Origin of the sequence: Leclercia sp. CFBP8987 (assembly GCF_034044995.2) — a bacterium.
Taxonomy (GTDB): domain Bacteria; phylum Pseudomonadota; class Gammaproteobacteria; order Enterobacterales; family Enterobacteriaceae; genus Enterobacter; species Enterobacter tamurae.
In genome coordinates, this window is the sequence record NZ_CM188255.1 from 3,944,426 (window position 1) to 3,967,323 (window position 22,898).

16 protein-coding genes and 3 tRNA genes are annotated in these 22,898 nt (G+C 58.9%); 6 read left to right on the forward strand and 13 right to left on the reverse strand.

Annotated features, from left to right (window positions below; all coding sequences use genetic code 11):
• Positions 1-18: 18 nt before the first annotated feature.
• Both csdA and csdE read left to right on the forward strand, forming a co-directional pair.
• Positions 19-1,227 (forward strand): cysteine desulfurase CsdA, encoded by a 1,209-nt coding sequence (gene csdA, locus SOM40_RS18960; protein WP_106994440.1) that lies wholly within the window; start codon positions 19-21, stop codon positions 1,225-1,227.
• A complete protein-coding gene (gene csdE / locus SOM40_RS18965) occupies positions 1,224-1,664 on the forward strand; it encodes a cysteine desulfurase sulfur acceptor subunit CsdE (protein ID WP_166183799.1) in 441 nt (146 codons plus the stop codon). Before csdA ends, csdE begins: the two co-directional genes overlap by 4 nt.
• On the opposite strand, the gene tcdA is transcribed toward csdE, so the two are convergent.
• Positions 1,655-2,461 (reverse strand): tRNA cyclic N6-threonylcarbamoyladenosine(37) synthase TcdA, encoded by an 807-nt coding sequence (tcdA, locus tag SOM40_RS18970; RefSeq protein ID WP_106994438.1) that lies wholly within the window; start codon positions 2,459-2,461, stop codon positions 1,655-1,657. The genes csdE and tcdA overlap by 10 nt on opposite strands.
• Positions 2,462-2,531: 70 nt before the next feature.
• On the reverse strand, positions 2,532-3,629 hold the full coding sequence (gene mltA, locus SOM40_RS18975; RefSeq protein WP_106994437.1) for a murein transglycosylase A: 1,098 nt from the start codon (positions 3,627-3,629) through the stop codon (positions 2,532-2,534).
• Positions 3,630-3,836: 207 nt separating this feature from the next.
• On the opposite strand from mltA, the gene SOM40_RS18980 reads away from it, so the two are divergent.
• The 3 genes from SOM40_RS18980 (at position 3,837) to SOM40_RS18990 (ending at position 4,154) form a co-directional block, all read left to right on the forward strand.
• Positions 3,837-3,913: transfer RNA gene (locus tag SOM40_RS18980), tRNA-Met, on the forward strand.
• A gap of 44 nt (positions 3,914-3,957) precedes the next feature.
• Positions 3,958-4,034 (forward strand) — tRNA-Met (locus tag SOM40_RS18985).
• Positions 4,035-4,077: 43 nt separating this feature from the next.
• A tRNA-Met gene (locus tag SOM40_RS18990) sits at positions 4,078-4,154 on the forward strand.
• Between the two features lie 88 nt (positions 4,155-4,242).
• On the opposite strand, the gene amiC is transcribed toward SOM40_RS18990, so the two are convergent.
• The gene (gene amiC / locus SOM40_RS18995; protein ID WP_320530552.1) at positions 4,243-5,496 is read right to left on the reverse strand and encodes an N-acetylmuramoyl-L-alanine amidase AmiC; all 1,254 of its coding nucleotides are present in this window, start codon (positions 5,494-5,496) and stop codon (positions 4,243-4,245) included.
• 229 nt (positions 5,497-5,725) lie between these two features.
• Here amiC and argA point away from each other — a divergent pair, with 229 nt between their 5' ends.
• A complete protein-coding gene (gene argA / locus SOM40_RS19000) occupies positions 5,726-7,057 on the forward strand; it encodes an amino-acid N-acetyltransferase (protein ID WP_106994435.1) in 1,332 nt (443 codons plus the stop codon).
• A gap of 462 nt (positions 7,058-7,519) precedes the next feature.
• On the opposite strand, the gene recD is transcribed toward argA, so the two are convergent.
• The 10 genes from recD to lgt all read right to left on the reverse strand — a co-directional run bounded on the left by recD (position 7,520) and on the right by lgt (position 22,872).
• Complete coding sequence (recD, locus tag SOM40_RS19005) at positions 7,520-9,340, reverse strand: exodeoxyribonuclease V subunit alpha (RefSeq protein WP_320530553.1); 1,821 nt, start codon at positions 9,338-9,340, stop codon at positions 7,520-7,522.
• Positions 9,337-12,882, reverse strand: coding sequence for an exodeoxyribonuclease V subunit beta (gene recB / locus SOM40_RS19010; RefSeq protein WP_320530554.1), 3,546 nt, complete (start codon positions 12,880-12,882; stop codon positions 9,337-9,339). The genes recD and recB overlap by 4 nt, the downstream gene beginning before the upstream one ends.
• The gene (gene ptrA / locus SOM40_RS19015; RefSeq protein ID WP_320530555.1) at positions 12,879-15,761 is read right to left on the reverse strand and encodes a pitrilysin; all 2,883 of its coding nucleotides are present in this window, start codon (positions 15,759-15,761) and stop codon (positions 12,879-12,881) included. The genes recB and ptrA overlap by 4 nt, the downstream gene beginning before the upstream one ends.
• A gap of 145 nt (positions 15,762-15,906) precedes the next feature.
• Positions 15,907-19,275 carry an exodeoxyribonuclease V subunit gamma gene (gene recC, locus SOM40_RS19020; protein ID WP_312190322.1) on the reverse strand — a complete coding sequence of 1,123 codons (3,369 nt, stop codon included), beginning with the start codon at positions 19,273-19,275 and terminating at the stop codon, positions 15,907-15,909.
• A gap of 12 nt (positions 19,276-19,287) precedes the next feature.
• On the reverse strand, positions 19,288-19,611 hold the full coding sequence (locus tag SOM40_RS19025) for a prepilin-type N-terminal cleavage/methylation domain-containing protein (RefSeq protein WP_106994430.1): 324 nt from the start codon (positions 19,609-19,611) through the stop codon (positions 19,288-19,290).
• Positions 19,596-20,000 (reverse strand): DUF2509 family protein, encoded by a 405-nt coding sequence (locus SOM40_RS19030; protein ID WP_261645020.1) that lies wholly within the window; start codon positions 19,998-20,000, stop codon positions 19,596-19,598. Before SOM40_RS19030 ends, SOM40_RS19025 begins: the two co-directional genes overlap by 16 nt.
• A complete protein-coding gene (locus tag SOM40_RS19035) occupies positions 19,997-20,560 on the reverse strand; it encodes a prepilin peptidase-dependent protein (RefSeq protein WP_320530556.1) in 564 nt (187 codons plus the stop codon). Before SOM40_RS19035 ends, SOM40_RS19030 begins: the two co-directional genes overlap by 4 nt.
• Positions 20,551-21,015: a prepilin peptidase-dependent protein gene (locus SOM40_RS19040; protein WP_320530557.1), complete on the reverse strand. Its 465-nt coding sequence runs from the start codon at positions 21,013-21,015 to the stop codon at positions 20,551-20,553. Before SOM40_RS19040 ends, SOM40_RS19035 begins: the two co-directional genes overlap by 10 nt.
• A gap of 183 nt (positions 21,016-21,198) precedes the next feature.
• On the reverse strand, positions 21,199-21,993 hold the full coding sequence (thyA, locus tag SOM40_RS19045) for a thymidylate synthase (RefSeq protein ID WP_261645023.1): 795 nt from the start codon (positions 21,991-21,993) through the stop codon (positions 21,199-21,201).
• A 6-nt stretch (positions 21,994-21,999) separates the two neighbouring features.
• Positions 22,000-22,872 carry a prolipoprotein diacylglyceryl transferase gene (lgt, locus tag SOM40_RS19050; protein ID WP_261645024.1) on the reverse strand — a complete coding sequence of 291 codons (873 nt, stop codon included), beginning with the start codon at positions 22,870-22,872 and terminating at the stop codon, positions 22,000-22,002.
• Between the last annotated feature and the right edge of the window lie 26 nt (positions 22,873-22,898).

Sequence of the window (22,898 nt, forward strand, 5' to 3'; positions counted from 1 at the left end):
ATGATAAAGAGGAATTCCATGAACGCATTCAGCCCTGCCCATTTTCGCGCGCAGTTTCCGGCGCTGGCCGATGCCGGTGTCTATCTCGATAGCGCCGCGACGGCCCTCAAGCCTCAGGCGGTGATCGATGCCACCCACCAGTTTTACAGCCTGAGCGCAGGCAATGTGCATCGCAGCCAGTACGCCGAGGCACAACGCTTAACCGCGCGCTATGAAGCGGCCCGCGATCAGGTTGCGCAGCTGCTTAATGCCGAAAGCGGTAAAAACATTGTCTGGACCCGCGGCACCACCGAAGCCATCAACATGGTGGCGCAGTGCTACGCCCGTCCACGTCTGCAGCCGGGGGACGAGATTATCGTCAGCGAGGCGGAGCATCATGCCAATCTGGTGCCCTGGCTGATGGTGGCTGAGCAGACCGGCGCCCGGGTAGTGAAGTTACCCCTGGGCGCGGATTGGGTGGCGGATATCGCCCGCTTGCCCGATGTGATCACTCCTCGCAGCCGTATTCTCGCGCTGGGGCAGATGTCCAACGTCACCGGCGGCTGTCCGGATCTGGCCCGCGCTATTGAGATTGCCCATGCCAACGACATGGTGGTGATGGTTGATGGCGCGCAGGGTGTAGTGCACTTCCCGGCAGACGTACAGCAGCTGGATATCGATTTCTATGCTTTCTCCGGGCATAAGCTGTACGGGCCAACCGGGATCGGCGCGCTGTACGGCAAAGCGGAGCTGCTGGAGCAGATGACCCCGTGGCTCGGCGGCGGCAAGATGATCACCGAAGTGAGCTTTGATGGCTTCCAAACCCAGGCGGTGCCGTATCGCCTGGAGGCCGGGACGCCCAACGTCGCCGGGGTAATTGGCCTGAGCGCGGCGCTGGAGTGGCTGGCGGATATCGATCTGCAGCAGGCAGAGAGCTGGAGTCGCGGGCTGGCAACGCTGGCGGAAGAAGCGCTGAAAAAACGCCCCGGTTTTCGCTCTTTCCGGGTTCAGGATTCAAGCCTGCTGGCGTTTGATTTTGCCGGGGTGCATCACAGCGACATGGTGACGCTGCTGGCGGGATACGGCATTGCCCTGCGCGCCGGTCAGCACTGCGCCCAGCCGCTGCTGGCAGCGCTTGGCGTTCCGGGTACCCTGCGCGTCTCGTTTGCACCCTATAACACCCAAAGCGATGTCGAGGCCCTGGTTGCCGCCGTCGATCGCGCCCTTGCCTTACTGGTGGATGAATGACAAGCCCAACTCTGGCCGGACACCCGTTCGGCACCGTCATCACTGACGAAACGTTAAAACAGACCTTCGCCCCGCTGAGCCAATGGGAAGACAAATATCGCCAGCTGATCCTGCTGGGCAAACAGCTCCCCGCGCTGTCCGATGAGCTGAAAGCGCAGGCAAAAGAGATCCCCGGCTGTGAGAACCGCGTCTGGCTTGGGGTCACGCCTGTGGGGGATAAACTGCATTTTTATGGCGACAGCGAAGGCCGCATTGTGCGCGGATTGCTGGCGGTATTGTTGACAGCAATAGAGGGAAAAAGCGCCGCGCAGATCCTCAGTGAAAGCCCGCTGGCGCTGTTTGATGAGCTGGGGTTACGTGGCCAGCTGAGCGCCTCGCGCAGCCAGGGGCTGACTGCGCTAAGTGAGGCGGTGCTGGAGGCGGCGCGTCAGGCCTGACGTTCTGCCTTCGCCATCATCTTTTTCAGGGCGTGAGACACAGCGATAAAACCAAAGGTCGCGGTCACCATGGTGGCCGCACCAAACCCGGAGGCGCAGTCCATCCGTTTTGGCCCTTCCGCGGTGCTCTTCATGGCGCAGACTGAGCCGTCCGCCTGAGGGTAAACCAGCGCTTCCGTGGAGAAAACGCAGTCTATGCCCAGCTTGCCTTTGCTGTTTTTCACCACCCCAAAATCGCTTTTCAGTCGCTCGCGCAGCTTGGCGGCCAGCGGATCCTGAATGGTTTTCGCCAGGTCGGTGACCTGAATTTGCGTCGGGTCGATCTGTCCGCCCGCCCCACCGGTGGTCACCAGCGGCACTTTATTGCGACGACACCAGGCGATCAGCGCTGCTTTCGGGCGCACGCTGTCGATGGCGTCAATCACGTAGCTGTAACCCGCGCCCATATACTGGGCAACGTTATCGGCCGTTACGAAATCATCAATCACGGTGACACGGCATTCCGGGTTGATCTGGCGAATACGATCCGCCATCACCTCGGATTTTGCCAGCCCGACGCTGTCGCGCAGGGCGTGGATCTGCCGGTTAGTGTTGGTCACGCAGACATCATCCATGTCGATAAGCGTAATGGCGCCGATCCCGGTTCGTGCCAGCGCTTCCGCCGCCCATGAGCCAACGCCGCCAATCCCGACCACGCAGACGTGCGCATCGGCAAACAGTTGCAGGGCTTTTTCACCATATAAACGCGCGGTACCACCAAAACGCTGGCGCCAGGCTTCGCTCATTACCACAGACATAAGACCTCAGATGTAAAAAGGGTGAGAGTTGCCCCTCACCCCGGAAAACATGGCGTCAATATTACCACACTCAGCCGCTAAACACGTTCCCCGCGCCTGCTGCAGGTTTCAGCACCCACACGCGTCCGTAGTGGTTATACCAGCCCGCACGGTGACCGGCATCAGGCCCGATCCCCTGATAGATGTCGAAGTGCTGGCCTTTGATTGCGCCGCCAACGTCCAGAGCGACCATCAGACGCAGCTCGTACTGTCCGGAGAATTTCCCGTTGTGATCCAGCGTTGGCACTTCGGCTAACAGCGTGGTACCCGGCGGGATCACCGTCTTGTCAGAGGCGACCGATGCGCGACCAATCAGCGGTACCGCACTCGCCCCTTTCACCGGAGCGAAGTTCTGCGGTTTAAAGAAGACAAAGGATGGGTTCTGCTCAAGCAGTTCACGCACTTCAGATTCGCTGTGCTTCTCGCCCCACTCGCGGATCGCCTGCATCGACATATCTTCGCGTTTCACTTCCCCGCGATCGATCAGCACTTTACCGATACTGCGGTAAGCATGGCCGTTCTTGCCGGAGTAGCTGAAGAAGTTAAGCGGGCTGCCGTCGCCAAAATCGATATAGCCACTGCCCTGCACATCCATAATGAAGTTATCCATCAGCGAGTTGCTGTAGGCGAGGATGTAATTTTCGCTCAGCGCACCGGAATAGATCTCGGCGCGGGACGGCAGGCGGCCACGTTTTGGCGGCATGCGGTAGATAGGATACTTGAACTCACCCTGCGCGGTATGGCGCGCCTGCACCACCGGGGTGTAGTAGCCGGTAAACTGGACGTTACCGTAGTTGTCGGTGCCTTCCATTTGCCAGGCGTCAAGGCCGTACTGGCGCATGGTGCGGGTATCGCCCCCGGCGCGTAACCAGTCCTGCACCGCGTTATAGACGGCGTTCTGCGAGCCATACAGCCGCGGCGAGGCGGTGCGGATTTGGCTCACCTGTTCCGCGAAGTCGCCGCCGTTAATCGGCGCGCCCACGGCATCCGGCTGATTCACTAAAGAGAAAGGCTGGGTCAGTTTCCCGTCTTTATATTGCTGACCGCGATCGGTCGGTTTGGAGGAGCAGGCAGCCAGAATGGCTACCATCGCGCCCGTCATCAGATACTTCGCCCAACGTCCTTTCATTATGTCTCGTCTTTTAGTTGCCCGTTTCTGCGCATCGAAGATAACAAACCGGCAAGGGTATTGAAATGCGATTACCTCCCCTCACGCAAATTTTGCGCAAAAAACAGTCGAACTGTCGGCATAGCATACAATCAACACCTAATTTGGTGATTTTTACGAAAAAGGGTTGCAACAAAAAGTCATCCGAGTATAGTGCGCATCCACGGACGCGGGGTGGAGCAGCCTGGTAGCTCGTCGGGCTCATAACCCGAAGGTCGTCGGTTCAAATCCGGCCCCCGCAACCAATTAAAATTTGATGAAGTATCTTCTACGACTGTAGAAAGACGGACGCGGGGTGGAGCAGCCTGGTAGCTCGTCGGGCTCATAACCCGAAGGTCGTCGGTTCAAATCCGGCCCCCGCAACCAATCAAGTTTAAAGAAGTAAGATTCTACAAAGTAGAATGACGGACGCGGGGTGGAGCAGCCTGGTAGCTCGTCGGGCTCATAACCCGAAGGTCGTCGGTTCAAATCCGGCCCCCGCAACCAACACTTCTGAAAACAATAAACACCCTTCCGGGTGTTTTTTTGTATCTGCAGTTTGTCATTTTGCCGGGCGTAAACCCGGCCATCCTGATTATCCGCGTCTCGCCAGCGTCGCCCCATCCGAGAAATAGGCCTTAATCCCTGCCAGTATCGACTCCGCCACTTCCTGCTGGAATGCGGCCGTCTTGAGCTTGCGCTCCTCTTCCACGTTACTGATAAACGCCGTTTCCACCAGTATCGACGGGATATCCGGCGCTTTCAGCACCGCAAACCCGGCCTGCTCGACGCTGTTTTTATGCAGCTTATTAACCCTGCCCAGTCTACCCAGCACGGCTTTACCAAACTTCAGGCTGTCGGTAATGGTCAGCGACTGCACCATATCAAACAGGGTGTGGTCGACGTAGCGATCGCCGCTCTTACTGACACCGCCGATAAGGTCAGAGGCGTTTTGCGAATCTGCCAGCAGTTTTGCCGCCGTACTGGTTGCCCCTTTGGTTGAAAGGGCAAACACCGACGATCCGCTGGGCTGGCGGCTGGTAAAGGCATCCGCATGGATAGAGATGAACAGATCCGCGCGCTGCTTTTGCGCCTTCGCTACGCGCACCTTCAGCGGAATAAAGATGTCTTCATTACGCGTCATATAGGCGCGCATGTTGCCTTCCCTGTCAATCAGCGCCTTCAGGCGACGGGCGATCTGCAGCACCACATCTTTTTCCCGGGTACGGTATTTGCCCACCGCGCCGGAGTCCTCCCCGCCGTGTCCCGGATCGAGCATGATCACAATCGGGCGATCGCGCCCGGCTTTCCCCGGCTTCGGGCCACTCTGCGCAGGCGGAACCTGACGATCGAGATCGCCTTTGTTGTAATCTTCCAGCAACGCCAGCAGAGGATCCTGGATATCCGTTGCGTTGGCCGGATAGAGATCCATCACCAGACGCTCTTTGAAACCGGCCACCGGCGCCAGGGCAAACAGCTGCGGCTTCACGTTCTGCTTGAGTTCAAACACCATGCGCACGGTTTTCGGATCAAACTGCCCGACCCGCGCGGACTTAATGTAGGGATCGTCGCCACGGATCTGGGCACTCATCCCTTTGAGAACAGAATTGAGGTTCACCCCTTCGATATCCACCACCACCCGCTCCGGGTTATTCAGGGCGAATTGCTTATAGTTAAGTACCCGGTTGGACTCGACCGTCACGCGTGTATAGGTCGATGCCGGCCAGACACGCACCGCGACGACCTGACTGACGGCAGCAAGCCCTACCTGACTTACGCTAAGCAACCACATTGCCCCGGCCCCTTGTAGCAGGCGGCGACGACTTAATGCTTTACTGGATCCCGACATGCTTCTCCCGAGCAAAGATATCGAATAACTTCTCATAACGTCCAAATTGACCGAAAACTTTAGCGAATGATGCATAAACTGTCATCCTTAAAAGGGTAAACAATCATGCGTTAACGATATCTTCTCTGAATGTTTTCTTTGCTTCGCAGAAAAATTTGGCTTGCGCGCAGGCGCATATTCGAATAAAAATACAAAAATTACGAATAAAAATTCATTGAGGGGTTGTGCCGTGGTGAAGGAACGTAGAATCGAACTGGTCCAGGGATTCCGTCATTCTGTTCCCTATATCAACACTCACCGGGGGAAGACGTTCGTCATTATGCTCGGCGGCGAAGCCATTGAGCATGAGAACTTCTCCAGTATTGTCAATGACATCGGCCTGCTGCACAGCCTGGGAATTCGCCTTGTCGTCGTGTATGGCGCCCGCCCACAGATTGAAGCCAATCTGGCCATGCATCATCACGAACCGATTTATCACAAACATACCCGCGTCACCGACGCCAAAACGCTGGAACTGGTTAAGCAGGCTGCCGGCCTACTGCAGCTGGACATTACCGCGCGGCTGTCGATGAGTCTCAACAATACCCCGCTGCAGGGGGCGCATATTAACGTGGTGAGCGGCAACTTTATTATCGCCCAGCCGCTTGGCGTGGATGACGGGGTGGATTATTGCCACAGCGGACGTATTCGTCGTATCGATGAAGAGGCGATCCACCGCCAGCTCGACGGCGGCGCGATTGTGCTCACCGGCCCGGTTGCCGTCTCGGTGACTGGCGAAAGCTTCAACCTCACCTCAGAAGAGATTGCCACCCAGCTGGCGATCAAGCTGAAAGCCGAGAAGATGATCGGCTTCTGCTCCTCGCAAGGGGTGACGAACGAGCTGGGGAATATCGTCTCTGAGCTGTTCCCGAACGAAGCCCAGGCCCGGGTCGAAGCGCTTGAGGAACAGGGCGATTACTACTCCGGCACCGTGCGCTTCCTGCGCGGCGCCATCAAAGCCTGCCGCAGCGGCGTGCGCCGCAGCCACCTGATCAGCTATCAGGAAGATGGTGCCCTGCTGCAGGAGCTGTTCTCCCGGGACGGTATCGGGACGCAGATCGTGATGGAGAGCGCCGAGCAGATCCGCCGCGCCACCATCAACGACATCGGCGGCATTCTGGAGCTGATTCGCCCTCTTGAGCAGCAGGGGATCCTGGTGCGTCGCTCCCGCGAACAGCTGGAGATGGAGATCGATAAGTTCACTATTATTCAGCGCGACAACCTCACCATCGCCTGTGCGGCGCTCTATCCCTTCCCTGAAGAGAAGATCGGGGAGATGGCCTGCGTGGCGGTGCACCCTGACTACCGCAGCTCGTCGCGCGGCGAGGTATTGCTGGAGCGGATCGCGGTCCAGGCGCGGCAGCTGGGGCTGAGCAAGCTGTTTGTCCTGACCACCCGCAGCATTCACTGGTTCCAGGAGCGCGGCTTCACGCCAGTGGACATTGATTCCCTGCCGGAAACCAAAAAAGAGATGTACAACTATCAGCGTCGCTCGAAGGTGCTGATGGCGGATTTAGGTTAAGACCCCTCACCCTGACCCTCTCCGCACAGTCTTATGGGCTCCACAGTAATTTCCTTGCTTTTAAAGCAATGAAATAATTGCAGAATAATGAAAAACTGACAGCCACTCCCTGGGCCGGCTGAAAATCGCTGAGGCGTTTCCTGCAGGCCGGGGCGAGGCGCATGGATGCGCCGAGAGGGCGGATTTACAGGGATGTTACCTCTGCCCGCCCCCGATAAGCCGTAAGGAATAAGCCGAAGGGACCGCGAAGCGGCGATTTTCTTTGCCGGGAGCCGGGATTGTTAAGGGGCGGCGGCAAGCCCCTTAACACGTTCACGGGTGACGCGGCTGACAGAGAAGCACAAAACATAAAGTGAACGGAACCACCAACTGAGCCGCATGTTCCCGCTCACCCCAGCCCTCTCCCTAAATGGAGAGGGGGCCGTCCGTGCCAATATTTTTTGTGGGGTTCAAAGGGGAAAATTATAACGCCTCAAAAATCGCACTCAGCCCGCTGCGACGTTCCGTACGGGTGGTGACGGCCTGCACCAGCACACCGTCATCCGCATACAGCGACAACCGCCGACGGGCACGGGTGATGGCGGTATAGACCAGCTCCCGGGTGACCACAGGGGAGATCTGGGTAGGCAGGATCAGCGCCGCATGATCGAACTCCGACCCCTGCGATTTATGCACCGTCATCGCCCAGGCGGTTTCATGCTCCGGCAGGCGGCTCGGCTGCACGGACTTCAGGCTGCCGTCCGGCATCTGGAACCAGACGCGCAGCCCCTGGCCCCGATCCAGCGCAATCCCGATATCACCGTTAAACAGACCCAGCGCACTGTCGTTGCGCGATATCATCACCGGGCGACCTTCATACCAGCGGGAATGCGGCTGACGGCTGATGCGGCGTTTTTGCATCAGCACCTGCTCCAGCCTTTCGTTGAGCCCGGCCACGCCAAAGGGTCCGTCCCGTAAGGCGCACAGCAGCTGATAACGACTAAATGCCGCCAGGATCTCCCCTTCTGCGGCCTGGTGCTGCACATGGTCGAGGAAATGCTGATAACCCTGCAGGGCATCCTCCAGCATCACCAGATACTCTTCTCCGCTCTGGAGCTGCTTTTTCTCGATATCGCTGAAGGTGCCGTCAAACACCGAGCGCAGCGCGTGGCGATCGCCGCGGTTAACCGCCGCTGCCAGCTGGCCGATGCCGGAGTCGCTGCCGAAACGGTAGCTTTTTTGCAGCAGGCACAGGCTGTCGCGCAGCGCGCCCGCCACCGGGCTGATGTTGCCTTCCATCTGACATCCCGTCATCCCGGCCAGCTCCTGGGCACGCTGCACGGTAAAACCGGCGCTGGCCCAGGTGCAAATATCACCCAGCACCGCCCCCGCTTCGACGGAGGCCAGCTGGTCGCGGTCGCCAAGGAAAATCACCCGGGCATGGGGCGGGAGGGCATCAATCAGACGAGACATCATGGTCAGGTCGATCATCGAGGCCTCATCCACCACCAGCACGTCCAGATGCAGCGGGTTACCGCCATGGTAACGCAGACGTTGACTGCCCGGCTGAGCGCCAAGCAAACGGTGCAGAGTACTGGCTTCGGTCGGGAAGCGCTTACGCTGGAGATCGGACAGCGGGAGCTGCTGCAGCGCCCCGCCCAGCGACTCGGTGAGACGCGCGGCGGCTTTACCGGTCGGGGCCGCCAACCGGATACGGCACTTCTCCTCCCCCGCCATCTGGATCAACGCCGCCAGCAGGCGGGCAACGGTGGTGGTTTTACCGGTGCCCGGGCCGCCGGAAATCACCGAGATACGCCGGGTTAACGCCACGGCCGCCGCCACCTTTTGCCAGTTAACGGCTTCGTCAGAGGTAAAGAGCGCGTTCAGGGTACGCTGAACGTCGGCACTGTCGTGAGGTAAGGGATGGTTGGCTTCGCTAAAGAAACTGGCCACGGCCCGCTCATAGCGCCACATCCGGTTGAGATAGAGCCGGTCGCCCGTCAGCACCAGCGGCGTCGGCTCGTCCCCTGCGCTCACTGCCCGGGAACGCATCAGCGTCGTGGGCCAGTCCTGGGTTTCATCATGGAGGGCAAAACAGGCCTGCAGGGCGGCGGTTTTCGCCTCTGCCTGCAGACGTGACAGCGGCAGGCAGACATGCCCTTCTCCGGTGTCCCGGCTCAGGATTGCCGTCGCCAGCATCACCGAGGGCTCATCGTTCCCGGCCACCATCATCGCAAACTGTACATCCAGACGACGCAACACGCGCTGTTCTACGACCTCCAGCAATAATTCCTGCATCGTCATGACACAAGCTCCTCTCGGCTTGCAGAAAACAAGCTATCCATTTGATTTATTAAATTTTCATCCGGGCGGGTGGCAAAGCAGCCGGACCCCGGTGAGCTGCCGTCCACGCCGCGTAAAAACAGGTAGATCACCCCGCCGAAATGGTGCTGATAGTCGTAGTCGGCAATACGGTGGCGCAGATAACGGTGCAGCGCCAGGGTGTAGAGCTGATACTGCAGATCGTAGCGGTGGGACTGCATCGCGCGAGCCATCGCCTCCGGGGTATAGGCCTCGCCGTTTTCCCCCAGCCAGTTGGACTTATAGTCCAGCAGGTAGTAACGACCATTATGGCGAAATACGAGGTCGATAAAGCCTTTCAACATGCCGCGCACCTGGCGGAAATCGAGCGGCGGGCAGCCACGGGACAGCAGATCGTACTCGCGGATCAGCGCATCCAGCGCATCGGCGGTAAGCGGCCCGGCGACCGGCAGGTAAAACTCCATCTCAACCTGTTTATCGGTGGCTGAAAGCTGGCTCAGCGAGATCCCCTCCTCGTTGAGCGGCGTCTGCAGAACCTGGTTGATCCAGTGGGTCAGGACCGGCTCCCAACGGGCGTCATACCCGCCTTTCTGCAGCATCTCCAGCACCCACTCCTGGGAGACGGGTTGCGTGAAATCGAGCGCTTCAAACAGACTGTGTAAAAAGGTGCCCGGCGAAGCGCCGCGTGGAAACTGGTGCGGCGTCAGCTCCGGCTCCTGTGCCACCTCGCCGGTGCCTGCGGCATCAACGTCGAGGCGCGGCATCAGATCCTGAGCAATACTGTGCCCGCGCTGCTGCAGGCCGGAGTAGCTGGTGACCCGCCAGTCATCGAACAGCGCGCGAGCCACCTGCCGGGCCTGCAGATCCGGCATCACCGACTCCGGCATCTGCCAGCGGGCGGTGTCTGCCACCCCGGCAACCTGGAGTGCGATGTGGTCATTGCACAGGGTTTCCAGGCACTGGCGCAGCCCGGCCGCATCTTTCGGCTCGCCGCGCTGGATCAGGCGGCCAAGGGCGCTGAGGTGGAAATCGCTGTCACCGGACTTGTCGCCCCGACGCCTGAACAGCGGCGCGACGCCCAGACTGCAGTGCCAGACCGAGCGGGTCAGAGCCACATAGAGCAGACGTAAATCTTCCGCCAGCCGCTCGGCTTCGGCCAGCTCGACGCTGTCCTCCGCTTTGCTGAGGTCGAGCACGGCTTCAAAGGTTTGGCGATCGTGATAAAAGGCCTGATCCTGCACCCGGTAATTGGCAATAAAGGGCAGCCAGACCAGGGGGTATTCCAGCCCCTTCGATTTGTGAATGGTGACGATTTTGACCAGATGTTTGTCGCTTTCGAGGCGCATCTGCTGGCTTGAGGCATTGCTGTTGGGTTCGGCGATATGCTGCGCCAGCCAGCGTACCAGGGCGTGCTCGCTCTCAAGCTGGGTTCCTGCCTCCTGAAGCAGCTCGCTGATGTGCAGAATGTCAGTCAGGCGGCGTTCGCCCCCCGCGGTGGCCAGCATATTTTCGGCAATATTGCGCTGCGTCATGATGTCGCGCAGCATCGCCATCACGCCCCGCTTCTGCCAGCGCTCGCGGTAGCGGGTAAACTCTTCCACCGCCTCATCCCAGAGGGTTTCACTGTTATTCAGCCTGTCGATGTCCCGGGCATTAAGACCGAGCATCGAGCTTGCCAGCGCGCTGCGCAAGGTGCTTTCCCGCTCGGGTGCCAGCACCGCCTGCAGCAGCCAGAGCATCTCCTGAGCTTCGAGAGTTTCAAACACGCTGTCGCGGTTGGAGAGATAGACCGAAGGAATAGTCAGCAGCGTCAGCGCGTCGCGCACCAGCGCCGCCTCCTGACGGCTGCGCACCAGCACCGTAATATCCGAGGCCCGCACCGGCCGGGCCTCGTCGCCCCGGTGCAGGATGGCCTCACCGCGAACACCGGCGCTCAGCCAGTCGCGGATTTGCGCCGCACAGTGCTGGGCCATAAAGGCCTGATAATCCCCGACGCCGCACCCCTCGCCCTCCATCAGCCAGACGCTCATCGCTGGCTGAAAATCACCCCGCAGCTCAAAGCGCAGCCCGTCATTCTTCGGGGCGGATTTGACCGGCTGGAAGGGGATTTCCCGGAACATGAAGGCGTCGTTCATCTGTGAAAAGAGAGTATTGACGCTTTCCACCATGCCAGGCGCCGAGCGCCAGTTGGTATCCAGCGTATAGTGCGCGGCGACTTCGCCACGCGCTTTCATATAGGTGAAAATATCCGCGCCACGAAAGGCGTAGATCGCCTGTTTCGGGTCGCCAATCAACAGCAGCGCGGTGTCGGGCTGTTGACGCCAGATGCGGCGGAAAATCCGGTACTGCTGGGGGTCGGTGTCCTGAAACTCATCGATCATCGCCACCGGAAAACGGCCCCGGATGGCCGCAGCCAGGGCGTCGCCATTGTCGCTGTTCAGGGCCTCATCGAGACGGCTGAGCATATCGTCAAAACCGAGCTCGCCACGACGACGCTTTTCTCGCGCCACCGCGTCGCGGATCTCGGCCAGCGCCCGGGTGATCATCAGATCGTTCAGGGTCAGCGGTTCAGCCAGCAGGGTATCGATGGCGACAAACAGCGGGTGTTCCGGCACTTCGCCACCCGCTTTGGTCCGCTCCGCCAGGAACCTCTGCGAGAACTTCTCCAGCGCGTCAGGTAGCTGATAGCTGTGCTTCTCCTCCTGGGCCCAGGCCGTAATGCGTTCGATGTATTTTGCCTGGTTGCCGCGGTTGAACTTGCGCCGGTCGATACCGGAACCTTCGATAACCGCATCGATTTCCGCCACGCTGTTGGACCACTGCTGTTTCATGGTGGCGATCAAGCCAACGATCTTCTCATGGCGAGAGGCCAGGGTTTCGTCCGCAGGCGGGGGGGATTTGATAACCGGGGCTTCGCCCTGCAGATAACGGTCGATGGCGCGGAGTAACTCTTCCGGACCTTTCCATAAACCGTGAACCGCTTCGGCAATATCGCGAGGCAAGGGGTAGCAGTGACGGCGCCAGAAGTCGGCGCACGCCTGGTAGCGCAACAGGGATTCATCTTCGATGAGCTGCTGCTCAAAGAGCATGCCGGATTCAAAGGCATTCAGGCTGAGCATCCGCTGACAGAAGCCGTGGATGGTGAACACGGCGGCCTCGTCCATCTGGCGTTCCGCCAGCAGCAGCCACTGCGCCGCCTGCTGTGGGTCGTCGATCTCCTCCAGCAGGCTGGCATACAGCGGGTTGTCCGTGCTCTGTCTCAGGCAGGCAATGCGCAGCTCGTGAATGTTAGCGCGGATACGGCCACGCAGCTCTTCCGTTGCGGCCTCGGTGAAGGTTACCACCAGCAGCTCTTCCACGCTGAGCGGGCGGCTGAAGGCTGCGCTGCCGCCCAGTCCGAGCAGCAGTCGCAGATAGAGTGCCGCGATGGTGAAGGTTTTTCCGGTTCCCGCTGAGGCCTCTATCAGTCGCTCCCCCTGTAACGGTAAACGTAGGGGATCAAGGGACTCGGCGGTATCGGTCATTCGTTCTTACTCCTGGGCAAAGATTGCTGCAATGCACTCACGCTCTTCCAGACCGTCCAGCCTGCAGGTGGGGTGACGTCAGCTTTTTTGCTCTGACTCCCTGAAACCTGAGAGAGGATCGCCATCCCCTGCGGGGCAACCACCGCCTGGTGGAAGAAGTCGGCGACGTTCTGCGGCGTGAGCTGTTTTATCTCGGCCACTACTTTATCATGCGAATCGAAGCGCATATTACCCCGATCAAAATCTTTGCTGAGCTTTGAGGCCTCTTCGGCCAGGGTTTGCGGCGGCTGTGTGATCTGGGCGATCACTGCCTGCTGGATCTGGGCAAACTCTTCTGGCTTCATGGCGCGCAGCTTCGCTTCCGCCTCCGGGAAGAAGGCCTGGAAACGCTGCCAGAGATAATCCGGCTGCTTATCACTGCTTTGCAGCAGGAAGCCCATCCCCCACTGGCGACCAACGTTCATCGAGAAGGCAAACACGGCATAACCCAACTGCTCTTCGGTACGTAACTGGCTGTAGAACCAGGGCTGCACGATCTGTCCGAGCACAGCGCTGTAAGCTGAGCTGGCGTATTCGTCATAGCCGGTCGGGACAAAGACCGCCGCCAGCGCGGAGTCTGTGCTGCTGCCGGGTTTCTCGAAAATCACGTTCTGCTGTTTATCGACCAGCACATCCTGGTTGCGACACCATTCGGTACCTTTAGCCCCCAACTGGGTGCGGACATCCTGCGCCAGGGTTTTCGCCTGATCTTCGCTCATATTGCCGACCACCAGAAACTCCGGTCTGGCATTAGTTTTCAGCGCCGCACGATAGGCCATCACTTCGTCGAGGGTGATGGACGGCAGCAGCGCCCGACGCTCTTCACGCTGGAAGTAAGGCACCTGGGACAGCATCTGCACCGGCATAATGGCCTGATCGAAGGCCTTGCCCTTTTCGGCAGAGTCCATCATCTGGGCATACCAGGATTTGGCCTGCGCCAGCTGCTCCTCGGTGGCTGTGTAGCTGAAGTAACCCTCCAGCAACGCCTTAAACAGCTGCGGCAGACGCTGGGTGTAGCCGTTGGCGTTGAGCATCAGGCCATTATTGGCGTTGGTCGAGAAACCGATCCCGCCCACGGCGGCCTGGTTGCTGAGCTGATCCAGTGCGATGCCGGCCAGATAGTCATTCAGGGCAAACATCACCTGGTTTTTGGCGCTGTCCATCGCCGCAGGATTACGCAGCACCATACTGACGTTGGCTTTCGGCTCGCTGGCGAAATAGCGGCTCGGGGTATAAACCACGCGCAGGTCATCCTCGTCCACAATCAGCTGCGGTTTTGCATACGCTTTAGCTGGTTTTATCAGCGTGAAGTCGTCCGGAATATAGGGGTTCACCTCCGGCAGCTTGAGCGCAATCGCGGCAGATTTCTTCTGCCAGTCGGCAAAAGTTTGCTCGCTGATTTTATCCACCTGATACTCAGCATTCACAAAGTAGGCCGTTTTGTTGTGCGGCTCGTCCGGGCTGATGTACCAGACACGGGCGTTCTGCGGCGTCATCATCGCCAGACGGGCTTTGACGGCGTCAGCATCGTACTTATCGGCGATATTGACCGCATCCAGCGTATGCTCAACCGGCACACGGATCATGGTGTCGGCCAGCCACTCAACGTAGTCCATATCGCGGGTGATGGAGGGATAACGGAAGTCGAGATCCAGCACGTGCGCCAGCTCGTCGAAGTAGCGTTTATCGACGCCTTTGTCACGCAGCAGCGCGAGATAGCTGAAAATCGCGGCAACTACTTCATCACGATGGGCCAGCCCTTTATCGGTTAAGGTCGCGGAGATAGCCAGCACACCGCTGTTGCCGTTGACGATCGGATCGGAGTCCGCGCGGATACCTTCCACCAGTCCCTGGTTTTGCAGCCAGTCGGACAGGGTATCCGGGCTACGGTTGCCAATCAGGTAGTTAACCAGCTCGTCGGTTTTGCTGCGAAACTGCGCGGTGTTGTTATCAATGCGAAACTCCACGCGCAGTACCTTGCGCGGCATCGCGGGAACATAGTGAATGATTAAGCCTTTCTGCGCATCGGTGACGACCGGCACGGTGATTTCCGGGCGGGTAATGTCTTTATTCGGCACCCGACCGTAGGTTTCGGCGGCGAGTTTCGCCAGCTCCGGCAGAGGTTTGTTGCTGTACACCACCGCTTTCATCAGATTGGCGGAGTAGTATTTGTCGCGGAAGGCGTGCAGCGCATCGAGCACCGGGCTGTCCGGCTTGTCGCTCAGCGTTTCGAGATTACCACCAGAAAAGCGGGAGCCAGGGTGCGCGGGGTTGATGGTTTCGGCGCTGACCTGGGCCATACGCATCCCGTCCCGGGTACGGGCCATCGTCAGCTCCGCATTGACGGCGTTGCGCTCGCGATCGGCATATTTTTTATCCAGCAGCGGGGCGGCAATGGCATCCGCAAGACGATCGACCGCGCCTTCCAGCGCATCGTTTTCGACTTCCAGATAAAAGGCCGTGCGGTATGGCGCGGTGCTGGCGTTATGGCTGCCACCGTGCATTTTTAAAAATTCGGCCAGGCTGTCTGGCTGGGGGTACTTCTTTGAGCCCATCAGGGTCATATGTTCAAGATAGTGCGCCAGCCCTGGATGGGACTCAGGATCTTCCAGCGAGCCCACCGGCACCACCAGCGCCGACAGCGACTTTACCGCCTGCGGATCGGAAACCAACAGCACGACCATCCCGTTATCAAGGCGGATCGCCTGATAGTCGCGGGTATCTTTATCGCTTTTGCGAATCGTTTCCTGAACGGGTTGCCAACCGATATTTGCCTGACTGAGGGGGGTCCAAAGAGCGACGAACAAAACTAAGGTTTTCAACAAGGTGCTGCCTGGCATTCACTACCTCTTCATCACGGACATCATCATTAACACGCTTTGTGCCGGACAGGCCAGCATCTCTTTGTGGTGTACATCAGTCCATGACAAGATGGGCATCATAAATGAATGCCCAAATCTGTGCAATTTTTACACAGAGCCAGGACTAATTAAATTTATACAGCGGCAACAGATAGCGTCGGGCCTCGTCTGTGATGGCCTCGAAGTACTCCGGCTCCAGGGTTCGCCACAGGCGTTGGTACCAGACATCGTCCCCTTCCCCACGCACGATCATGTTGCCTTCGTAGGCCTGCAAAAATTTGCTGCGCGCTTTTTGCAGGGTCGCGTCATCCGTTAACATCGCATCATTTGTGGCGTCGTAACAGGTTTTAATCCATGCCCCCCCACTTTCTGGCAGCAGCAGCAGCGGCGTATTCATCCCCTGCCGGTAACCTTCAACCAGTTGCGACAGATACTCCATCGCCTGCGCGGCAGGGAGCGCCGGGAAGCGCCATTCACCGTCTTTGCGCACAAACAGCCGGCTCTCACCTTCGCCACCGCTAGCACAATAGACAAGGTGTTCCAGCCAAAGTTGCAAACCTTGCGAAACGCTGAGCATCGACGGACGCCAGCGCAGCAGCCCGTCAGGCTGCACGTGCTGCAGCCATCCCGTCAGATTTACGCCGTTGCAGTTGAGATCGATCTCCATGCTCTTGCCGGGCTGACGGCACTCAATCACCCGACCTGCAAGGGCCTGCATCTCCTCACACTGGGCATCCCAGGTGATTTCACCGAAGGCGCCATACGGCAGCTGACCCGCCGCGCGATAACGGCGGAACAGCTTCTGCGCATCCTCCTGCTCCACCAGCGCGTTGAGCAGTTGCTGGTTTAACTGGTAGCGGCTTAACCCATCCAGGGTAAAGGGCTCCGCATCCGGGATCTCGCTCTCTTCGGAGCGGAAATGGACCTGCAGCCGCATCTGGAAAAAGGCCCGCACCGGGTGGGCCCAGAAACGCTGGAGCTGTTCAAACGCGACCGTCTCTAGCGGCAAGGGATCCAGCGTCTGGATAAAGTCGCCATGGGCCACCCCTTCCCGCTTCGCGGCGGGAAGCCATTCCCGGGCATAGCTCTGCTGCTCGTTGTCCTCGTAGTTGACGGCATCGAACGGCATACGGCTGTGACAGCAGGTGATATGCGCCTTCACGCGCTGTTCACTTTCATCGCAATTAAGGTGTTCATCGCCCGGCAGGTAATGGCTTTGACCGATGTAGTCCACCAGCTCCTGAACCAGCACCGACGGGAACCGTTCGCTGTTGTCCTGGATGGAGCGGCCGATGTAGCTGATATAGAGCTGCTGTTGCGCCGAGATCAGCGCCTCGAGGAACAGGTAGCGGTCGTCATCGCGACGGCTACGGTCGCCGCGCTGGGACTGTTGGCTCATTAAATCAAACCCCAGCGGTGCCAGCGCCCGCGGGTAAATGCCGTCGTTCATGCCCAGCAGGCAGACCACCTTAAACGGAATGGAGCGCATCGGCATCAGGGTGCAGATGTTCACCGGCCCGGCGAGGAAGCGCTGGCTGATACGCTCCTGGTCGAGACGCAGCGTGAGTTCATCACGTAACAGCGACAGGGGGATCGCTTCGCCATAGTGCGAGGAGATCCCCTCATCAATAATGGCCTGCCACTGCTGCTCAATGAGCGCCATCGCCGCTTCAGTTTCCTGATCCGGCAGGAAGAAATCGTTGAGCATCTCCCGGCATACCGGCATCCACTCCTCGAGCGAGCGCGATTTCATCAGCTCCCGCCGCCAGCGGTTAAGCTGCATCAGCAGCGAAGCCAGATGACCCACCAGCTCGGCGATTAAGCCGCTGGATTCGTCATACGGCAGGACGGCGTTCCACTCCCCCTGGCTGCTCTCCATGGCGTAGCCGAGCAGCATACGCGTCAGACCAAACTGCCAGGTATGCTGGCCAGTGACCGGCAGCTCAAACTCCTGCACGTTGTCATCATCCATTCCCCAGCGTACGCCGGATTCGTTGACCCACTGACGCAGGTAGCGCAGCGCGTCCTCATCGATATCAAAACGGGCCGCCAGTACCGGAACATCCAGCAGGGCCAGCACATCTTCCGGAACGAAGCGGCTGTCCGGCAGGGAGAGCAGGCTGACAAAGGCCTGCAGGGCCGGGTGGGACTGGCGCGCACGGCGGTCCGATATTGCAAATGGCAGATAGCGATCGCCCGTCGCGCTGCCAAACACCGCCTGGATATAGGGGCTGTAGCTGTCGATATCCGCCACCATCACCACGATATCGCGGGGGGTGAGCTGTGGATCGTCCTCCAGCATCGCCAGCAGGTTATCATGCAGTACCTCGACTTCACGCTGCGGGCTATGACACAGATGGAGGGTCACGCTGCGATCGTCGGGATCGAGCAGGCGTTTGTTGGCGCTGCTGGCAAACTCTGCCGCCGTGACGCCTGCCACCGCACGGTTTTCCAGATCCAGAATATCCCGCTGCACGTTATGCAGCAGGCTGTCCGGGGTAATATCCGCAAAGGCATCGACATCTCCTTCACCGGAGGCGGTGAGCTCGGAGAGCATGTAGATATAGTCGCGCCCCAGTTTTCCCCAGGAGGCCAATAACGGATTCGGTAAGTCCTGGATCCCCTGTTCATCAAAAAGATCAGCCGCCGTCTCGCTGTCTTTAAACAGCGGTACCGCGCGCTCGTCAAACAGGCGACGACGCTGGCGCGTGACGATGCGGGCCAGCCAGCGGGCATCCTGAATATCCCCCCAGTAATGCCGGCACGGGTTGGTGAACAGGATATGAATGTCGATGTGTTTGCCCAGCGCATTCAGCGCCTTGAGGTAAACCGGCGGCAAGGCGGAGATCCCGCAGATAAAGACCCGGGACGGCAATCCGGCAGGCGGCACTGAGGCGGATTCCAGCGTTGCGATAAAACGTTCATAGAGATTGGCACGGTGCCACTGCGGCTGACCCAGCTGTGCAGTATGTTCCACCAGCGCTTTCCACAGCGGTGCCTGCCAGACCTGCGCCTGGTCAAGACCGTCGATCAGTTCACCGGCTTCCCAGCGCGTTAACCATTCGGGGCGATAGACCAGATACTGGTCATAGAGATCCGCGGTACGCGACGCCAGCTGAAACAGTTTTCGTTTGTCGGTATCGTCGTTCAGGTAGTGGCGCAGCATGGCGAATTCGTCATGCGTCAGCATCTCCGGCAGCAGCGTCATCAGCTTCCAGCTCATGCTCTGTTTGTTAAACGCGCTCTGCTTGGGGATTTCCGGCAGTACGCGGACAAACATATCCCAGATAAAGCTGGCGGGTAGCGGAAAATCAATATTGGCGGCAATACCAAACTTTTGCGACAGGGACATCTGCAGCCACTGGGCCATACCGGTGCTCTGAACCAGGATCATCTCCGGTTCAAAGGGATCGTCGAGCCGCTGCTGCTCGACGATAAATTCCATCAGCGCTTCCAGCACATCAAGACGGTTTGAGTGGTAGACCCTTAACATTGCTGCTCCCAACTACTGGCTAACCGGGCAGTGCAGGCGCGTCATTTGACCCTGCCGACCCAATGGAGAAATAAGTGAGACCGAGATGCTGACACATCCGGCCGGTGTTGTCTGCACCCTGTTGACCTGCCAGCCCGGAGGGATATCCCCGGCGGCCAGCTGTGACTGAGACCAGACATGACGCCAGAGCTGGCGATACTGCTCAAGGGTGACAAAACGGCTGGCTAAAACACGATGGTAACCCGCCAGCCCGGTGACGACCATCACCATCAGCATCATGGCCAGTAAGACCTCGACGATGCTGAACCCCTTCTGTTTCGCTACGGCTGCTGACATAACGCTTTCTCCTTCAGAGGACAAAAATCGCTCCAGCCGTGCGGGGAAAAGACCACCTTCCCACCCTTCACCTCGCCCAGCCGCCACAGCATCACCCTGCCGCTGTTGGCGATAAGCAATACGCGTTCCTCGAGGATGCGTAAGCAGACGCGCCACGGCTGCTGCGGATGCTGTCGGCACGCAACCTCAGACTGGGTTTGCCAGGGAAGCGTTCTCCCCCACTCCAGCGCGGACTGGGCTATCGCCTGATGCTGTATCGCCTGGCGTTCCGTACTGACGATGCGCATCAGGGCGGCCAACTGCTGGTTGAGCCCGGCCAGCATCAGGCTGCCGAGAATCAACAGCAGGAGCACTAGCGCCAGCGATGACATCCCCTGCTGACGATTCACAGATTAAACCCGGTCACGATGTGGTGTGCCTCGACTTCGCCATCAGGCTGTCCATTGGCGGAGGCCGCCAGCGTCAGGCTCAGCTCCGGCGCAAAGCCCACCCGTGAAATGCGCTGCACCTGAAAACGCTGGACCCTAATCCTGTCAGGGTCGGTCATTCTCTCCCAACCCTTGCCATCGCACTGCGTCGCACCTCGCAACGTTTCCAATGCGCCGCCGTTGAGGCGAATACCGGTCTGCTCTGCGGCAGCGGATGGCGAGGTTTCCCAGCGGCCGTTGCTGTTTTCGTCCCACTGGACAATAACGCATTCGCCGCGCAGGCCAATCTTCAACCCCTCGCCTTCGCATTTTCCCGCGCAGTACCCCGCCCGCTGCAGGTGCTTACCGATACCGTTGATGCGCAGCCAGAGTTCCTCTTCCAGCTCCTGCTGCTTCGTCAGCCCCATTATCGACCGCTGTAGCGCGGGCAAAAAGCGCGCCGCACTCATCAGCAGCACGCTGCTTATCGCCATCGCGATCAGCACTTCGGTTAGCGAAAATCCCTGCTGTTTTACCGGCATGCGAACTCCCCCTTGCCGTTGCACATGCGGATACGTCCCCATGCGGAAATCAGGATCAGCCACTCTCCGGCCTGGCTTTGCAGACGTACTCTTCCGGCCCAGGCGGTATCGCGTAAACCGTAGAATCCCAGCGCAGGTGTCAGCTCGGTGACCTGTATGTCAGGCCACTGCGGCGTGAGCACAAAGGCGTTGTCCGCCTGGCACTCCGGAATACCGCTCTTTAACAGACACCACCGTTTGCCGTCCCGTTTCAGGGTCACGGTATGGTCCTGGTTATTGCGCCAGGCGTCATTTCGCAGCACCACCAGATAATCCCGCACCTGGCGCGCCGTCTGCCACAGCTGCTGTTGCTGCTGCCAGCGCCGCCAGCCATATAGCCCTGCGGCACTGAGCGTCATGATCAGCGAGAGGGCGATCAGCATTTCCATGAGGGTAAAACCCTTTTCCTTTTTCATGGCGGCAGTGTGCCGTGAGGAAAAAAACAGTTCGAGGGAGAGATGTGTAAATTACGAGGCTGTTTCAGCACTTCTGGAGGAGTTGCAGCGCGTTGCAATATCCACTGACGAAGGCTCGCAAAACCATCACGCAGACATAAAAAAACCGGCGCAGAGGGCGCCGGTTATGTCAGGATTGCAGCATCAGATGGCCACAGGGGCTTTGATTCCCGGATGCGGGTCGTAACCTTCAATTTCGAAATCTTCGAAGCGATAGTCGAAAATGGAGTCCGGTTTACGTTTGATCACCAGCTTCGGCAGCGCACGCGGCTCGCGGGTCAGCTGCAGGTGGGTCTGTTCCATATGGTTGCTGTACAGGTGGGTATCCCCGCCGGTCCAGACAAAATCACCCACTTCCAGGTTACACTGCTGGGCCATCATATGCACCAGCAGCGCATAGCTGGCGATGTTAAATGGCAGGCCGAGGAAGACATCGCAGGAGCGCTGATAGAGCTGGCAGGAGAGCTTGCCATCCGCCACATAGAACTGGAAGAACGCATGGCACGGGGCCAGCGCCATTTTATCCAGTTCGCCCACGTTCCAGGCTGAGACGATGATACGCCGCGAGTCTGGATCGTTTTTCAGCTGGTTCACCACGGTGGTGATCTGGTCAATATGGCGGCCGTCCGGCGTAGGCCAGGCGCGCCACTGCTTACCATAAACTGGGCCCAGATCGCCGTTTTCATCCGCCCATTCGTCCCAGATGGAGACGTTATTTTCGCGCAGATAAGCGATGTTGGTGTCGCCCTGAAGGAACCAGAGCAGTTCATGAATGATCGAGCGTAAATGGCAGCGCTTGGTCGTGACCAGCGGAAAGCCTTCCTGCAGGTTGAAGCGCATCTGGTGGCCAAAAATGGAGATCGTACCGGTGCCGGTGCGATCGTTTTTTGGCGTGCCCTCATCGAGCACTTTTTGCATCAGTTCAAGATACTGTTTCATGATTCCTCAGGAGACCTGTTGCTGTGGACGACGATACGCCCAGACCATCATCAAGATGCCTGCCACAATCATTGGCACAGAGAGGATCTGCCCCATGCTGATGTACTGCACCCACGCACCGGTAAACTGCGCATCCGGCTGGCGGAAGAACTCAACGATGATGCGGAACGCACCATAACCGATCAGGAACAGGCCCGATACGGAGCCCGTCGGGCGCGGCTTGCGGATGAACAGGTTCAGAATGATAAACAGCACCACACCTTCCAGCGCCATTTCATAAAGCTGCGACATATGGCGCGGCAGAACGCCGTAGGTGTCGAAAATCGACTGCCACTCCGGATGCGACGGCAGCAGCGCCATATCTTCGGCACGGGACTGCGGGAACAGCATGGTGAATGACACGCTCGGATCGACGCGGCCCCACAGTTCGCCGTTGATAAAGTTACCGAGACGACCTGCGCCCAGACCAAACGGGATCAGTGGTGCAATAAAATCTGCCACCTGGAAGAAGCTGCGTTTGGTGCGTTTAGCGAAGATGACCATTACCAGGATGACGCCGATCAGGCCACCGTGGAAGGACATACCGCCATCCCAGACGCGGAACAGGTAGAGCGGATCGGCCAGGAAGACCGGGAAGTTATAGAACAGCACATAGCCGATACGTCCACCGAGGAAAACGCCGAGGAAACCGGCATACAGCAGGTTTTCCACTTCGTCTTTGGTCCAGCCGCTGCCAGGGCGTTTGGCACGACGGCCAGCCAGCCACATGGCAAAGACGAAACCGACCAGATACATCAGACCGTACCAGTGAAGCGCAACGGGTCCTACTGAGAAAATGACCGGATCAAACTCCGGAAAATGCAGATAGCCACTGTTCATCTGTCACCACAAGATGTTGTTATTCC

What these genes read in the sequence shown, in the direction of transcription:
- csdA (WP_106994440.1), top strand. Translation starts at nt 19, where the DNA reads ATGAACGCATTCAGCCCTGCCCATTTTCGCGCGCAGTTTCCGGCGCTG.
- csdE (WP_166183799.1), top strand. Translation starts at nt 1,224, where the DNA reads ATGACAAGCCCAACTCTGGCCGGACACCCGTTCGGCACCGTCATCACT.
- tcdA (WP_106994438.1), bottom strand. Translation starts at nt 2,461, where the DNA reads ATGTCTGTGGTAATGAGCGAAGCCTGGCGCCAGCGTTTTGGTGGTACC.
- mltA (WP_106994437.1), bottom strand. Translation starts at nt 3,629, where the DNA reads ATGAAAGGACGTTGGGCGAAGTATCTGATGACGGGCGCGATGGTAGCC.
- amiC (WP_320530552.1), bottom strand. Translation starts at nt 5,496, where the DNA reads ATGTCGGGATCCAGTAAAGCATTAAGTCGTCGCCGCCTGCTACAAGGG.
- recD (WP_320530553.1), bottom strand. Translation starts at nt 9,340, where the DNA reads ATGACGATGCAGGAATTATTGCTGGAGGTCGTAGAACAGCGCGTGTTG.
- recB (WP_320530554.1), bottom strand. Translation starts at nt 12,882, where the DNA reads ATGACCGATACCGCCGAGTCCCTTGATCCCCTACGTTTACCGTTACAG.
- ptrA (WP_320530555.1), bottom strand. Translation starts at nt 15,761, where the DNA reads ATGCCAGGCAGCACCTTGTTGAAAACCTTAGTTTTGTTCGTCGCTCTT.
- recC (WP_312190322.1), bottom strand. Translation starts at nt 19,275, where the DNA reads ATGTTAAGGGTCTACCACTCAAACCGTCTTGATGTGCTGGAAGCGCTG.
- SOM40_RS19025 (WP_106994430.1), bottom strand. Translation starts at nt 19,611, where the DNA reads ATGTCAGCAGCCGTAGCGAAACAGAAGGGGTTCAGCATCGTCGAGGTC.
- SOM40_RS19035 (WP_320530556.1), bottom strand. Translation starts at nt 20,560, where the DNA reads ATGCCGGTAAAACAGCAGGGATTTTCGCTAACCGAAGTGCTGATCGCG.
- SOM40_RS19040 (WP_320530557.1), bottom strand. Translation starts at nt 21,015, where the DNA reads ATGAAAAAGGAAAAGGGTTTTACCCTCATGGAAATGCTGATCGCCCTC.
- thyA (WP_261645023.1), bottom strand. Translation starts at nt 21,993, where the DNA reads ATGAAACAGTATCTTGAACTGATGCAAAAAGTGCTCGATGAGGGCACG.
- lgt (WP_261645024.1), bottom strand. Translation starts at nt 22,872, where the DNA reads ATGAACAGTGGCTATCTGCATTTTCCGGAGTTTGATCCGGTCATTTTC.